Origin of the sequence: Achromobacter aegrifaciens (assembly GCF_902859965.1) — a bacterium.
Taxonomy (GTDB): domain Bacteria; phylum Pseudomonadota; class Gammaproteobacteria; order Burkholderiales; family Burkholderiaceae_B; genus Achromobacter; species Achromobacter aegrifaciens.
Genome location: NZ_CADIKO010000001.1, coordinates 459,948 through 473,159, shown reverse-complemented (window position 1 = coordinate 473,159; position 13,212 = coordinate 459,948). Strand labels below are relative to the sequence as shown.

Sequence of the window (13,212 nt, the reverse complement as noted above, 5' to 3'; positions counted from 1 at the left end):
TGGGGGCGGCAAGCCCCCGTAGGTTTCAATGCCGGCCTGCCGTGCCGGACTGCGGAGTTGCCTTGGCGTCCGAATTTGATCTGATCGCGCGCTATTTCACCCGCGCGGCCCCTGCCGGCCTGCTGGGCGTGGGCGATGATTGCGCCCTGTTCCCGGTCCCGCCCGGCGAACAGGTGGCCACCAGCACGGACCTGCTGCTGGAAGGCCGCCATTTCTTTCCCGATGTGGATCCGCAAGCGCTGGGGCATAAGGCCCTGGCGGTGAACCTTTCCGACCTTGCTGCAATGGGCGCACGCCCCATCGGCTGCGTGCTGGGCCTGGCCTTGCCGCGGCTGGACGAGCCCTGGCTTGCGGCTTTTGCCGCAGGCTTCCATGCGCTGGCTGCGGCTCACGGTTGCCCGCTGATCGGCGGCGATACGACGCGCAGCGCGCATGACCTTGCCATCAGCGTCACTGTGTTCGGCGCCGTGCCGGCCGGGCAGGCCTTGCGCCGCGATGGCGCCCGGGCTGGCGACGACATTTGGGTGTCCGGCGAGCTGGGGGCGGCCGACGTGGCCTACCGCCTGCTGGACGGGCAATACCCCTCTGACGCGGCGCTGCTGGCGGCGACGCGCGGCGCGCTGGAATGGCCTGAGCCTCAGGTCGCGCTGGGCCTGGCCTTGCGCGGCATCGCCCATGCCGCCATCGACATTTCCGACGGACTGCTGCAGGACCTGGGTCATATCCTGGCTGCCAGCAGCGTGGGCGCCATGCTGCATTACGCCGCGATGCCCGTGTCGCCCGCCCTGGCTGGCTTGCAAGAAGCGCCGCTGCGCCGCGCGGTGCTGGGCGGCGGCGACGTCTACCAGCTATGCTTCACCGCGCCCGCCTCCCGACGCGAGGCCGTGCTTGCGGCGGCGGCTGCGGCCGGCGCGCGCGTGACCCGCGTGGGGCAGATCCAGGCGCAGCCGGGCCTGTCCGTGCTGGACGGCCAGGGCCAGCCCCTGACCGAGCTGCCGGCCGGTTTCGATCACTTTCCCGCGGCCTGATCCGCCGCGTCCCAACCCGCATACCCATGCCGTCGACCGACAACCGTCCCACCTCCATGCGCGACCGAGCCCGGACCGCATACCCGCCGCTGTCCTGGGTCTGCCGCGATCCGGGCCGGCTCATCGCCTTTGGCTTTGGCAGCGGCCTGATCCGGCCGGCCTCCGGTACCTGGGGCACGCTGCTGGCCTGGGCGATCTGGGTCGCCGCCGCGCCCGCAGCCTCGGATTGGGCGATCGGCGCATTCCTGGCGCTGGCTTTTTTGTATGGCTGCTGGGCCTGCCATCGCGTCGGGCGTGAACTCCAGCAGTCGGATCATGTCGGAATGGTCTGGGACGAGATGGTGGCGTTCTGGCTGGTGCTCTGGCTGACGCCCGCGGGCTGGTTGCCGCAGGCGCTGGCGTTCGTGCTGTTCCGCACGTTCGACATCGTCAAGCCGCCTCCCATCAAGTTCTTTGACGCCCATATCAAAGGCGGTTTCGGCGTGATGTGGGACGATATCGTGGCGGCTGGATACGCCCTGCTGGTCATGGCGCTGGTCGTGCGCACAGGAGTCTTGGGATGAGCGGACAACAAGAAGGCACCCGGCCCAATCTGTCGGCCGAACAACTGGCGCAAGCCACTTCGCTGGCGCTGGTTGAACGGCTGGGCGAAACGCTGCGGCGCAAGGGCTGGATGCTGGGCACGGCCGAATCCTGCACCGGAGGCCTCCTGGCCGGCGCGATGACGGCGGTGGCCGGTTCCAGCGACTGGTTCGAGCGCGGCTTCGTGACCTACAGCAACGAGGCCAAGGTTGCTGAACTGGACGTATCGCCCGACGCCTTGCACCACTTCGGCGCCGTCAGCGAACCGGTGGCGCTGGAGATGGCCAACGGCGTGCTGCTGGCGTCTCCCGCCGCGCATGTGGCGGTGTCCACGACCGGCATCGCCGGGCCGGGCGGCGCGACGCCGGGCAAGCCGGTGGGCATGGTGTGCTTCGGCTTTGCGCAACGTTCGGGCGAAGGCATCAGCAGTCGCGCCGTCACGCACGTGTTCCCCGGCGACCGTGCGCAGGTGCGCCAGGCGGCGGTGGACTACGCGCTGCGCGGGTTGCTGGAATTGTTGGGCGCGCCGGTCAACCGGCGCTGAGAAACGGATTGCGCGGCAGGGGGCTGCCGGCCCCCATGCCCCGGATCAGCGCACAGCGTTGATCGCGTCGCGCAGGCCCTTGGCCGCCGTGCCGGCGGCCTCGCGCCAGTCGTCGCCGCCGCTGGCGTAGATGATGGCGCGGGACGAGTTGATCATCATGCCGCTGCGGGCCGCGTTGGCGCCGGCGTTCACGGTGGCGGTGATGTCGCCGCCCTGGGCGCCGATACCTGGCACCAGCAGGGGCACCGCGTCGCCGATGCGTGCGCGCACCGCGGCCAGCTCATTCGGGAAGGTCGCGCCCACCACCAGGCCGCACTGGCCATTGGCGTTCCACTTGTCGGCGACCAGGCCTGCGACGTGCAGGTACAGCGGCTCGCCATTGTCCATCTTCAGGAATTGCAGGTCCGAACCGCCGGGGTTGGAGGTGCGGCACAGCACGATCACGCCGCGGTCGCGCCACGCCAGATAGGGCTCGACCGAGTCCAGGCCCATGTAGGGGCTGACCGTCAGCGCGTGCGCCTGGTAGCGTTCGTAGGCTTCGCGGGCGTAGTTCTCGGCGGTGGAGCCGATGTCGCCGCGCTTGGCGTCCAGCACGATGGGCAGGTCAGGGTGTTTTTCGCGGATGTGCTGGCACAGCGCTTCCAGCTGGTCTTCGGCGCGATGGGCGGCGAAGTAGGCGATCTGCGGCTTGAAGCTGCAGGCATAGGGCGCGGTGGCGTCCACGATGTCGCGGCAGAACTGGAAGATGGCGTCGGGCTTGTCCTGCAGTTCGCGGGGGAAGCGCTGCGGGTCGGGATCCAGCCCGACTTGCAGGAGCGAGTTGCTGGTGGTCCAGGCGTGTTCGAGTTTTTGCAGGAAATTCATGGGAGTTCAGTGCAGTTTGACCCGCGGGCGCGTGCGCCGCATGAGCAGGCGGGCCAGGGCAAGGGAGGCGGTACGCGAGATGCCGAGCACCGCTTTGTGGTGCATCAGGTGCAGGCTCATGTACATCAGGCGTGCCAGTGTACCGCTTACGAACAGTCCCCGTCCGGCCAGCTTGCCCATCAGGCTGCCGACGCCAGCGTCCTGGCCCAGCGACACCAGCGAGCCATGGTCCTCGTAGACATAGGGCGTGGTGGGCTCGGGCGTATGGCGCAGGCGCGCGGTGAGTTTCTTGGCCAGATAGTCGGCCTGCTGGTGCGCGGCTTGCGCGCGGGCGGGCACGCTGCGGCCGTCGCGCCACGGCGCGGCGCAGCAGTCGCCCAGCGCCAGGATGTGCGGATCGGCGGTTTCCAGCCGTTCGTTCACCTCCACCTGGCCCACCCTGTTCAGCGGCAGGTCCAGGCCGGCCAGCAGGGCCGGGCCCTGGATGCCTGCCGCCCACATGCAGAGCTGGGCCGGGAACTCGCGGCCGTCGGCCGTCTTGACGCTGTCGGCGGTGACTTCCGAGACCCGGCAGGACGCTTCCACCCGGATGCCCAGTTCCGTCAGGCGGTTGGTGGCCGCGACCGAGATCTTCTCGGGCAGGGCCGACAGGATGCGCGGGGCGCCTTCCACCAGGGTGATGGCCAGATCGCGTTCGGCGCGGAAATTCGGCAGGCCGTAGGCGCTGACCACGTGGCTGGCCTCGACCAGCTCCACGGCCAGCTCGACGCCGGTGGCCCCGCCGCCCACGATCACCAGATCCAGGCGGGCCGAGGGATTGCGCACCTTGGCCTGATCCACCAGGGCCATGGCCTTGAGCATGGTCAGGCGGAACTGCTCCGCGTTTTCGGTGGAATCCAGCGTGACCGCATGTTCGGCCGCGCCGGGCGTATTGAAGAAGTTGGACGTGCTGCCCAGAGCCAGGACCAGCGTGTCGTAGGCGAGCTCGCGGCGTGGCAGGACTTCCTGGCCTTGCGCGTCGTTCACCGCGTCCACGGTGATGCGGCGCTGCTCGCGGTCGATGTGTTCCAGGCGGCCCTGCGCGAACGAAAACCCGTTCATGTGGGCCAGCATCAGGTAGGACAGGCCTTCCTGGTGGATGTCCAGCGTGCCGGCGGCCGCTTCGTGCAGCGAGGGCTTCCAGATATGGAAGGGGCGGCTGTCGACCAGCGTGATGTGCTGCCGGCCATGCACGCGGCCCAGCTTGGCCGCCAATTCCAGGCCGCCGGCGCCGCCGCCGACGATGACAATGCGCTCAGAGGAGTCGGGCGTCGATCTAGGCATCATGGCTTCCAGTATAAATAGCGGCGCATCTCCCGGGAGATGACTAGCGGTGTCAATGCATGACGAAACGGCTGATGGCCACGCCTACCCAGACTGTCCCGGCGAAGATCAGCAGCAGCATCACGGCGGCGCTGCCCAGGTCCTTGGCCCGCCCCAGGAGCGGGTGCGATTCGACGGAAAGCGCGTCGGCCAGCGCCTCGATGGCGGAATTCAGCAGCTCCGCCGCCAGCACCATGATGACCGTGCCCACCAGGAAAAACACTTCAACCGTCGTGCGGCCAAGGAAGAATGCGGCCGGGATCATCAGGACGGCCAGCGCCAGCTCCTGGCGGAAAGCCGCCTCGTATTTGATCGCGGCCTGCAGACCCTGCAGGGAGTAGCGCAGCGCATTCAGGATGCGGCGCAGGCCCCCGGTGCTTTTGTAGGGCGAATGATGCGGATTCTGTGACATGGGTGCGGAAAATGGGCTGGGTGTGGCGGCTTTTTAACAGATATGCATTGCCCGCGAAGCCATCGCACGCATCTTTGGGCAAACCCTAATTGTGACGTATCCGGCGCGGGCGCAAGATTTGGTCAATTGGTAAGGCCACTTTACCTTTTGGCCTGAATTTCCGACTGACGCCACCGTAGTCCATGCCCATTCAGACCATCGAACCCCGCCGCCTGTATCGCCAGATCGCCGACCAGCTGCGCCTGCTGATCGAGTCGGGCGAGTTCCCCGCCGGCGCGCGTCTGCCGCCCGAGCGCGATCTGGCGCTCAAGCTCGGCGTGTCCCGCCCTTCGGTGCGCGAGGCGCTGATCGCGCTGGAGGTCGAAGGCTGGGTGGAAGTCCGCATGGGTTCGGGCGTCTATGTGCAAAGCCTGGCCGGCGGGCCGCGCGCCAGCCTGACGGCAGAGAGCCCTCTGGAAACCATACGCGCCCGCCAGGTGATCGAGGGCGAGCTGGCCGCGCAGGCCGCGTTGCGCAATACGCCCGCGCTGGTGGATGGGCTGGCCGAAGCCGTCGGCACCATGGAAGACGAGGCGCTGGCCGGCAACGTGCCGATCCGCGGAGACCGCCTGTTCCATCTGCGCGTGGCCGAGATGGCGAACAACGCCGTGCTGGTGCGCGTGGTGAGCGAACTGTTCGACGAGCGCCACAATCCGCTGTCTGTGAAGCTGGGCGACTACTTCGAGAATCCGTCCAGCTGGGCTGCCGCCATCGCTGAACACCGCAAGGTGATCGACGCCATCCGCGCTGGCGACGACCGCGGCGCGCGCGCCGCCATGCACCACCATCTGGCCTGCTCGCACGACCGTCTTACCGCAAGCTGGCCCGGCGCGGACGCGTCAGGTCAGCTCTTGGATAGCCGGGAGCAGACGGAATCATGAGCATCGCACGCAGATGCCCGATGTTCGGAACGCCAAGGAGCAAGTCGCCATGACGCTGGCCTGTCGCATCCACGGGGCGCGCGACCTGCGCCTGGAACCGGACGAAGTCGCGCCGCTGGCGCCGCACGAGGTGGAGCTGAGGCTGGGCGCCGCGGGCATCTGCGGATCCGACCTGCACTATTTCCTGCATGGCCGCGTGGGGGCCTTCGTCATCCGCGAACCCCTCATCCCCGGTCATGAGGCGTCGGGCGTCGTGCTGCGCACGGGCGATGCCGTGCGGTCGGTGGCGCCGGGCATGAAGGTCGCCATCAATCCTTCCCATCCTTGCGGCGGCTGCGATTACTGCCGCGCCGGCCGCGACAATCTTTGCCGCAACATGCGCTTTCTCGGCAGCGCCAGCATCTATCCGCACGTGCAAGGCATGTTCCGCGAGCGCTTCGTCATGGGCGAACGCCAACTCACGCCGGTGCCGGAAGCAGACGTTACGCTGGGCGAGATCGCCTGTGCCGAGCCGCTGTCCATCGGCCTGCATGGCGTCAACCGGGCGGGTCCCATGATGGGCAAGCGCGTGCTGGTGACGGGCGGCGGCACCATAGGTTGCATGACCGTGCTCGCTGCCAGGCTGGCGGGCGCGGCCCACGTGACCGTGGCGGACGTGGCCGACCGGCCGCTGGACATGGCGCGCCAGGTCGGCGCCGACCTGGCCGTGCGCAGCGACCAGCTCGCGCCCGCCGATCTGACCGATATCGCCGACATCAGCATCGAGGCCGCCGGCAGCCCGGCGGCGCTGGCGACCTGCCTGACGGCGACGCGGCGCGGCGGCCGCATCGTGCAAGTGGGAACGTTGCCCGCCGAGGGCATTGCGTTTCCGGCCAACAACATCATGGCGCGGGAGCTCGACTACGTCGGCGCGTTCCGCGCGGGCGTGGAGTTCGATTGGGCCGTGTCCTACCTGCGTACGCGCAAGGTGGACGTGCGGCCCCTGATGAGCGCGCAGTTGCCGTTGTCGCAGGCGTTCGAGGCCTTCGAGCTGGCGGCGGATCGCAGTCGCAGTACCAAGGTGCAACTTGTAGTTGAAGCGTGACCCCGCTGGCGGCTCACCATGGGCCGCCACGCCGGGCATTCAAAAAACAACGAGGAGACGACATGAACCTAGGCAACGCCGTCAAGGCGCTGGTTGCCGCCCTGGCGCTCGCCGCCAGCGGCAGCGTAGTGGCGCAAACCAAGCTCAAGTGGGCCCACGTGTACGAAACATCCGAACCCTTCCATACCGCCTCCGTCTGGGCGGCGCAGGAAATCGGCAAGCGCACCAACGGCCGTTACCAGATCGACGTATACCCGGCCTCGCAGCTGGGCAAGGAAAACGACATCAACCAGGGCCTGACCCTCGGTACGGTGGACATGATCATCTCCGGCTCCAGCTTCGCGGCCAAGAGCTTTCCCCGTATCGGCGTCACCTACTACCCCTACATCTTCCGCAATCCAGAGCACCTGATAGCCTACACCAAGAGCGATATCTACAAGGAACTCACGCGCGGCTACGACGAGAAAAGCGGCAACCACATCGTCGCCACCACCTACTACGGCACGCGCCAGACCACGTCCAACCGACCATTCACCAAGTGTTCCGAAATGAAGGGCCTGAAGATCCGCGTGCCTGACGTGGCCGCCTATCTGGCCATGCCGCGCGCCTGCGGGGCCAACACCGCGCCGATCGCCTTCGCCGAGGTCTACCTGGCTTTGCAGAACGGCACCGTTGAGGCGCAGGAGAACCCGCTCACCACCATCGAGGCCAAGAAGTTCTACGAAGTGCAGAAGAACATCATCCTCACCGGCCATATCGTCGATCACCTGAACACGGTGATCTCGGGCAAGCTGTGGAAGAGCCTGTCCGACGAGGACAAGAAGATCTTTGCCGAAGTGGCGCAGCAGGCGGCCGAGAAGGCTTCCGCCGAGGTCGCCGAAAGCGAGAAGAAGATGGTCGAGGTGTTTCGCAAGCGCGGCCTGAACGTGGCGGAGGTGAACGTCCAGGACTTCCGCGACACCGTGCTGGAGAAAGTGCCGTTCAAGCAGTACGGCTACGAAAAATCGGATTGGGAACGGATCCAGGCCGTGAAGTAAGCGCGCCCGGGGCCGCCCCGCGGCCCCGCATCGACCCGTCCGACTCCGCACAAGGGGAACGCCATGCATTCCGATGCCAAGGCCGCCGTGATGGCGGCCGCCAGCAACAACCCTGTCCATCCCGCGGGGCACCAGCCGCCGGCCACGGCGCAGGAGATCGTCCAGAGTTTCGAGGAAGCCGATCATCACGAGGTCAGCCTGGCGGGCTACCAGCCCGAGGACTGGATCTGCCTGGGTATTTTCTGGACCATGGCGCTGCTGGTCTTCCTGCAGTTCTTTTCGCGCTATGTGCTTAACGACTCCTACGCCTGGACCGAGGAACTGGCCGTCTATTGCCTGATCGGCGTGGTGTTCATCGGCTCGGCCATGTGCGTGCGCGCCTGCCGCCACATCCAGGTGGATTTCCTGTACCGCTACCTGCCGCGCCCCGTCGGCCGCACGCTGGCCACCATCATCGACCTGCTGCGCACGGCGTTCTTCGGTTATGCGGTGTGGCTCACCTACCGCTACATCGCGCTGGTGGGCGACGAGCCCATGACCACGCTGTTCTGGAACAAGGCCTATGTCTACTGGATGGCGCTGGCGGGATTCGTCCTGATGTTCCTGCGCTCGGTGCAGGTGTCGATCTGCAATTGGCGCCAGGGTTACTCCATCCTGGAAAACCCCGCGGCCTACGAGTCGCAGGACTAGCCGGGGCGGCCCCGGAATCCGACAACGACAACCGGAAGCGAGACATGGGCATACTGATCGGAACCTTTCTGCTGTTGATGATCTTCGGCCTGCCGGTGGCGGTGGCCATGGCAGGCGCATCGCTGCTGTTCGTGCTGATTTCGGGCAGCGTGCCCGACGTGGTGGTGGCGCAGCGCATGATCGCAGGGGTGGAGTCCTTCCCCCTGCTGGCCGTGCCGTTCTTCATCCTGGCCGGCAACCTGATGAACATCGCGGGCATCACCGGCCGCATCTATAACTTCGCGGTTGCGCTGGTGGGCTGGATGCGCGGCGGACTGGGGCAGGTGAACATCATCGGTTCGGTGGTGTTCGCCGGCATGTCGGGTACGGCCATTGCCGACGCCGCGGGCCTGGGCACCATCGAAATCAAGGCCATGAAGGATCACGGCTACGAAACCGAGTTCGCGGTGGGGGTGACGGCCGCCTCGGCCACGCTGGGTCCCATCATTCCGCCGTCGCTGCCCTTCGTCATCTACGGCATGATGGCCAACGTGTCGATCGGCTCGCTGTTCCTGGCCGGCCTGATTCCCGGCGCAGTCCTGACCGTGCTGATGATGCTGACCGTGGCCTATTACGCGCGCCGCAACAACTGGGGCGGCGACGTGTCCTTCGACTGGAAGCGCCTGGGCGCCGCCGGGCTGGAAGTCGGCATCGTGCTGGCGTTCCCGCTGGCGATCTGGCTCATGACCGAGGCCGGCATGTCGGCGAACCTGGCAGCAGGCATCGCCTTTGCCGTGTTGCTGGCGCTGGACTGGCGCTACAACTTTTCGGCGGTGATGGCGCTGATGGCGCCCGTCATCCTGATCGGCGGCATGACGCTGGGCTGGTTCACGCCCACGGAGGCCGCGGTGGCCGCGGTGATATGGGCGTTGTTCCTGGGACTGGTGCGCTATCGCTCCATGACCTTGCGGACCTTGGCCAAGGCGACTTTCGACACCATCGAGACCACGGCGTCGGTGCTGTTCATCGTCACCGCAGCCTCGGTGTTCGCCTGGTTGCTGACCACCACCCAGGCGGCCCAGGCGCTGACCGACGGCATACTCAGCGTGACCCAGAACAAATGGGTGTTCCTGCTGATGGCCAACGTCCTGATCCTGATCGTGGGCTGCTTCATCGACACTATCGCCGCCATCACCATCCTGGTGCCTATCCTGCTGCCCATCGTGCTCAAGCTCGGCATCGACCCGATCCATTTCGGCCTGATCATGACGCTGAACCTGATGATCGGCCTGCTGCATCCGCCCATGGGCATGGTGCTGTTCGTGCTGGCGCGCGTGTCCAAGCTGTCGGTGGAACGGACCACGGTCGCGATCCTGCCGTGGCTGGTGCCGCTGTTCCTGGCGTTGATCGCCATTACCTATATCCCCCAGATCACACTCTGGCTGCCCACCGCCATGGGCATGGCCAAGTAAAAAGGAAGACGTCATGACTGGAAGGCTGCAAGGCAAGACCGCCATCGTCACCGCTGCTGGTCAAGGCATAGGCCGCGCCGTGGCCGAGGCCTACGTCCGCGAAGGCGCCGACGTGCTGGCGCTGGACATCAACGGCGGGGCGCTGGAGACGCTGGCGGGATGCCGGCGCCGCACGCTGGACGTGACCGACGCAGCCGCCATCGGCGCGCTGGTCGCCGAGGCGGGGCCGGTGGACGTGCTGTTCAACGGCGCCGGTTTCGTGCATGCCGGAACCATCCTGGAATGCGACGAAAAGGCCTGGGACTTCTCGTTCGAACTGAACGTGAAATCCATGTACCGCATGATCCGCGCCTGCCTGCCCGGCATGCTGGCGCGGGGCGGCGGCTCCATCGTCAACATGGCCTCGGTGGCGTCCAGCATCAAGGGCGCGCCCAACCGCTGCGTCTACGGCGCCACCAAGGCAGCGGTGATCGGGCTGACCAAGTCCGTGGCCGCGGATTACGTCGGGCAGGGCATACGCTGCAACGCCATCTGCCCGGGCACGGTGGAATCGCCTTCGCTGCGCCAGCGCATCGAAGCGCAGGCCAGCGCCGGCGGGCAGACGCTGGCCGTGGTGGAGGCCGCCTTCGTCGCCCGCCAGCCCATGGGCCGCATCGGCAGCGCCGAGGAAATCGCCCTGCTGGCGGTGTACCTTGCCAGCGACGAGTCCGCCTTTACCACCGGCACCGCCCAGGTCATCGACGGCGGCTGGTCCAACTGAACATTCACCACATACAAATGAGGAACATGCGATGAAACTGTTGCGCTATGGAGCGAAAGGCTCGGAGAAACCCGGAATGCTGGACGCTCGCGGGCAGGTGCGGGACCTGTCGGCGGTCCTGCCGGACATAGGCGCCGCCACGCTCACGCGCGGGGGCCTCGCGCCGCTGCGCGCGCTGGACCCGACCAGCCTGCCGCTGGTGGACCGCCCGGGCCGCCTGGCTCCACCCTGGAGCGGCATGGGCAAGTTCATCTGCATCGGTCTGAACTACGCCGACCACGCAGCGGAGTCGGGCCTGCCGGTGCCGGCCGAGCCTGTGGTCTTCATGAAGCCCACCTCGGCCGTGGTCGGCTGCAACGATCCTGTGGTGCTGCCGCAAGATTCCGTCAAGACCGACTGGGAAGTCGAGCTGGGCGTGGTGATCGGCGAGCGGGCCCGCTACGTCAGCGAGGCGGACGCCATGAAGCACGTGGCCGGTTATTGCGTGGTCAACGACGTGTCCGAACGCGAGTACCAGATCGAGCGCGGCGGCACCTGGGACAAGGGCAAGGGCTGCGACACCTTCGGCCCGGTCGGCCCGTGGCTGGTCACCGCCGACGAGATCGCCGACCCGCAGGCGCTGGACATGTGGCTGGAGGTCAACGGCAAGCGCTATCAGAACGGCAGCACCCGCACCATGGTGTTCGGCGTGGCGCAACTGGTGTCCTACGTCAGCCGCTTCATGACCCTGTACCCGGGAGACCTGATCAGCACCGGCACGCCGCCGGGCGTGGGCATGGGCCAGAAGCCGGCGCCCGTGTACCTGAAGGCCGGCGACGAGATGCGGCTGGGCATTGCCGGCCTGGGCGAACAGCAGCAGCGCGTCCACGCCTGGGATCCTGCGCTGATCGACGGTTAGCGGCGCGAGAACGCCAGGAGGCATTCATGTCTGAAACCGATACCGCCGTCATACGCATCCACCCGGCGGACAATGTGGTGATCGCCAGGCGCCAGCTGGCCGGCGGCACGCGCCTGGCTGGCGAAGACGTCGTCGTGCGCGGCCTGGTGCCGCCAGGGCACAAGGTGGCAACGCGCGCCATCGCCGCGGGCGAGCCGGTGCGCCGCTACAACCAGATCATCGGTGTCGCGCGCTGCGACATCGCGCCCGGCGCGCATGTCCACACGCACAACCTGGAGTTCTCCGACTTCGAGCGCGATTACGCCGTGGGCGTCGACGCGCGCGCCACCGATTACGTCGACGCGCCCGCGCAGTTCGACGGCATCGTGCGCGCCGACGGCCGCGTCGCCACGCGCAACTACATCGGCATCCTCACCAGCGTGAACTGTTCGGCCACCGCCGCGCGCGCGATCGCCGACCATTTCCGTCGCGATATCCATCCGGACGCGCTGGCGGCCTATCCCAACGTGGACGGAGTGGTGGCGCTGACGCATGGCGCCGGCTGCGCCACGGGCAGCGAGGGCGAACCGCTGCGCCTCTTGCGCCGCACGCTGGGCGGCTACGCCCGCCATCCCAATTTCGCGGGCCTGCTGGTGCTGGGCCTGGGCTGCGAGACCAACCAGATCGGCGGCCTGATGGAGCAGGAAGGACTGCGCGAGAGCGGCTTGCTGCATACCTTCAACATCCAGGAGACCGGCGGCACGCGCAAGACCGTGGAGCATGGCATCGAACTGGTGCGCGCCATGCTGGCGCAGGCCGACCGCGTCCAGCGCCAACCCGTGCCTGCAAGCATGCTGACCGTCGGCCTGCAGTGCGGCGGGTCCGACGGCTATTCGGGCATCAGCGCCAACCCGGCGCTGGGCGCCGCGGTGGACCTGCTGGTGCGCCATGGCGGCAGCGCCATCCTGTCGGAGACGCCGGAGATCTACGGCGGCGAGCACCTGCTGACCCGGCGCGCCGCCACGCCCGAGGTCGCGGCCAAACTGCTGGCCCGGCTGCGCTGGTGGGAGGAGTACTGCGCCCGCAACGACGCGGAAATGGACAACAACCCCTCGGCCGGCAACAAGGCGGGCGGGCTGACCACCATCCTGGAGAAATCCCTGGGCGCCATCGCCAAGAGCGGCACGACCCGCCTGGCCGACGTGTACGAATACGCCGAGACGGTGAGGGCGCGCGGGCTGGTGTTCATGGATACGCCGGGCTACGACCCGGTGTCCGCCACCGGCCAGGTCGCGGGCGGCGCCAACCTGATCTGCTTCACCACCGGCCGCGGCTCGGCCTACGGCTGTGCGCCCGCGCCGTCCTTGAAGCTGTCGACCAACACGGCGCTGTGGCAGCGGCAGTCCGACGATATCGACATCAATTGCGGCGAAGTGGTTGACGGCGCGCAAAGCGTGGCCGGGATGGGCGAGCGCATATTCCGTCTGATGCTGGAAACGGCTTCGGGCCGGCGCACGCGCAGCGAGGAACATGGCTACGGCCAGAACGAGTTCGTGCCTTGGCAACTGGGCGCGGTGATGTAAGCGCCCGGCGTCGGCCAG

The 13,212-nt window shown here is 67.4% G+C and carries 14 protein-coding genes; 11 read left to right on the top strand and 3 right to left on the bottom strand.

The annotated features are described in order from the left end of the window. Positions 1 to 62 precede the first annotated feature (62 nt). The 3 genes from thiL to HV793_RS02290 are packed head-to-tail and all read left to right on the top strand — an operon-like array spanning position 63 to position 2,154. Positions 63 to 1,028, top strand: coding sequence for a thiamine-phosphate kinase (gene thiL / locus HV793_RS02300; RefSeq protein ID WP_175212593.1), 966 nt, complete (start codon positions 63 to 65; stop codon positions 1,026 to 1,028). Positions 1,029 to 1,084: 56 nt separating this feature from the next. Further along, a complete protein-coding gene (locus HV793_RS02295; protein ID WP_054452311.1) occupies positions 1,085 to 1,591 on the top strand; it encodes a phosphatidylglycerophosphatase A family protein in 507 nt (168 codons plus the stop codon). Then, positions 1,588 to 2,154: a CinA family protein gene (locus HV793_RS02290; RefSeq protein ID WP_175212592.1), complete on the top strand. Its 567-nt coding sequence runs from the start codon at positions 1,588 to 1,590 to the stop codon at positions 2,152 to 2,154. Before HV793_RS02295 ends, HV793_RS02290 begins: the two co-directional genes overlap by 4 nt. A gap of 45 nt (positions 2,155 to 2,199) precedes the next feature. Here the strand turns inward: HV793_RS02290 and pyrF are convergent, their stop codons facing one another. Genes pyrF through HV793_RS02275 form a run of 3 tightly spaced genes read right to left on the bottom strand, consistent with a single transcriptional unit; the run spans position 2,200 to position 4,792 of the window. Then, entirely contained in the window at positions 2,200 to 3,018 is an 819-nt protein-coding gene (gene pyrF, locus HV793_RS02285; RefSeq protein ID WP_054451925.1) for an orotidine-5'-phosphate decarboxylase, read from the bottom strand. 6 nt (positions 3,019 to 3,024) lie between these two features. Beyond that, positions 3,025 to 4,344, bottom strand: coding sequence for an NAD(P)/FAD-dependent oxidoreductase (locus tag HV793_RS02280; protein ID WP_054451924.1), 1,320 nt, complete (start codon positions 4,342 to 4,344; stop codon positions 3,025 to 3,027). 49 nt (positions 4,345 to 4,393) lie between these two features. Continuing rightward, complete coding sequence (locus tag HV793_RS02275; RefSeq protein ID WP_054451923.1) at positions 4,394 to 4,792, bottom strand: diacylglycerol kinase; 399 nt, start codon at positions 4,790 to 4,792, stop codon at positions 4,394 to 4,396. Positions 4,793 to 4,974: 182 nt separating this feature from the next. Between HV793_RS02275 and HV793_RS02270 the strand changes: the two genes are divergently transcribed. The 8 genes from HV793_RS02270 to HV793_RS02235 all read left to right on the top strand — a co-directional run bounded on the left by HV793_RS02270 (position 4,975) and on the right by HV793_RS02235 (position 13,194). After that, positions 4,975 to 5,712: a FadR/GntR family transcriptional regulator gene (locus HV793_RS02270; protein ID WP_119451995.1), complete on the top strand. Its 738-nt coding sequence runs from the start codon at positions 4,975 to 4,977 to the stop codon at positions 5,710 to 5,712. Positions 5,713 to 5,725: 13 nt separating this feature from the next. Beyond that, entirely contained in the window at positions 5,726 to 6,796 is a 1,071-nt protein-coding gene (locus tag HV793_RS02265; protein ID WP_342357251.1) for an L-idonate 5-dehydrogenase, read from the top strand. A gap of 62 nt (positions 6,797 to 6,858) precedes the next feature. Continuing rightward, complete coding sequence (locus HV793_RS02260) at positions 6,859 to 7,833, top strand: sialic acid TRAP transporter substrate-binding protein SiaP (RefSeq protein WP_054451920.1); 975 nt, start codon at positions 6,859 to 6,861, stop codon at positions 7,831 to 7,833. A 63-nt stretch (positions 7,834 to 7,896) separates the two neighbouring features. Continuing rightward, entirely contained in the window at positions 7,897 to 8,523 is a 627-nt protein-coding gene (locus HV793_RS02255; protein ID WP_119451997.1) for a TRAP transporter small permease, read from the top strand. A gap of 44 nt (positions 8,524 to 8,567) precedes the next feature. Continuing rightward, complete coding sequence (locus HV793_RS02250; protein ID WP_125472474.1) at positions 8,568 to 9,974, top strand: TRAP transporter large permease; 1,407 nt, start codon at positions 8,568 to 8,570, stop codon at positions 9,972 to 9,974. 13 nt (positions 9,975 to 9,987) lie between these two features. After that, positions 9,988 to 10,734: an SDR family oxidoreductase gene (locus tag HV793_RS02245; protein ID WP_175212591.1), complete on the top strand. Its 747-nt coding sequence runs from the start codon at positions 9,988 to 9,990 to the stop codon at positions 10,732 to 10,734. A gap of 31 nt (positions 10,735 to 10,765) precedes the next feature. Then, a complete protein-coding gene (locus HV793_RS02240) occupies positions 10,766 to 11,632 on the top strand; it encodes a fumarylacetoacetate hydrolase family protein (RefSeq protein WP_175212590.1) in 867 nt (288 codons plus the stop codon). Between the two features lie 26 nt (positions 11,633 to 11,658). Beyond that, positions 11,659 to 13,194: a UxaA family hydrolase gene (locus HV793_RS02235; protein WP_175212589.1), complete on the top strand. Its 1,536-nt coding sequence runs from the start codon at positions 11,659 to 11,661 to the stop codon at positions 13,192 to 13,194. Positions 13,195 to 13,212: the final 18 nt, after the last annotated feature.

Bases quoted from the DNA above. Each gene is read 5' to 3' on its own strand.
- HV793_RS02270 (WP_119451995.1), top strand. From the start codon at position 4,975: ATGCCCATTCAGACCATCGAACCCCGCCGCCTGTATCGCCAGATCGCC.
- HV793_RS02250 (WP_125472474.1), top strand. From the start codon at position 8,568: ATGGGCATACTGATCGGAACCTTTCTGCTGTTGATGATCTTCGGCCTG.
- HV793_RS02240 (WP_175212590.1), top strand. From the start codon at position 10,766: ATGAAACTGTTGCGCTATGGAGCGAAAGGCTCGGAGAAACCCGGAATG.
- HV793_RS02275 (WP_054451923.1), bottom strand. From the start codon at position 4,792: ATGTCACAGAATCCGCATCATTCGCCCTACAAAAGCACCGGGGGCCTG.
- HV793_RS02260 (WP_054451920.1), top strand. From the start codon at position 6,859: ATGAACCTAGGCAACGCCGTCAAGGCGCTGGTTGCCGCCCTGGCGCTC.
- pyrF (WP_054451925.1), bottom strand. From the start codon at position 3,018: ATGAATTTCCTGCAAAAACTCGAACACGCCTGGACCACCAGCAACTCG.
- HV793_RS02265 (WP_342357251.1), top strand. From the start codon at position 5,726: ATGCCCGATGTTCGGAACGCCAAGGAGCAAGTCGCCATGACGCTGGCC.
- HV793_RS02295 (WP_054452311.1), top strand. From the start codon at position 1,085: ATGCGCGACCGAGCCCGGACCGCATACCCGCCGCTGTCCTGGGTCTGC.
- HV793_RS02245 (WP_175212591.1), top strand. From the start codon at position 9,988: ATGACTGGAAGGCTGCAAGGCAAGACCGCCATCGTCACCGCTGCTGGT.
- HV793_RS02280 (WP_054451924.1), bottom strand. From the start codon at position 4,344: ATGATGCCTAGATCGACGCCCGACTCCTCTGAGCGCATTGTCATCGTC.
- HV793_RS02255 (WP_119451997.1), top strand. From the start codon at position 7,897: ATGCATTCCGATGCCAAGGCCGCCGTGATGGCGGCCGCCAGCAACAAC.
- HV793_RS02235 (WP_175212589.1), top strand. From the start codon at position 11,659: ATGTCTGAAACCGATACCGCCGTCATACGCATCCACCCGGCGGACAAT.
- HV793_RS02290 (WP_175212592.1), top strand. From the start codon at position 1,588: ATGAGCGGACAACAAGAAGGCACCCGGCCCAATCTGTCGGCCGAACAA.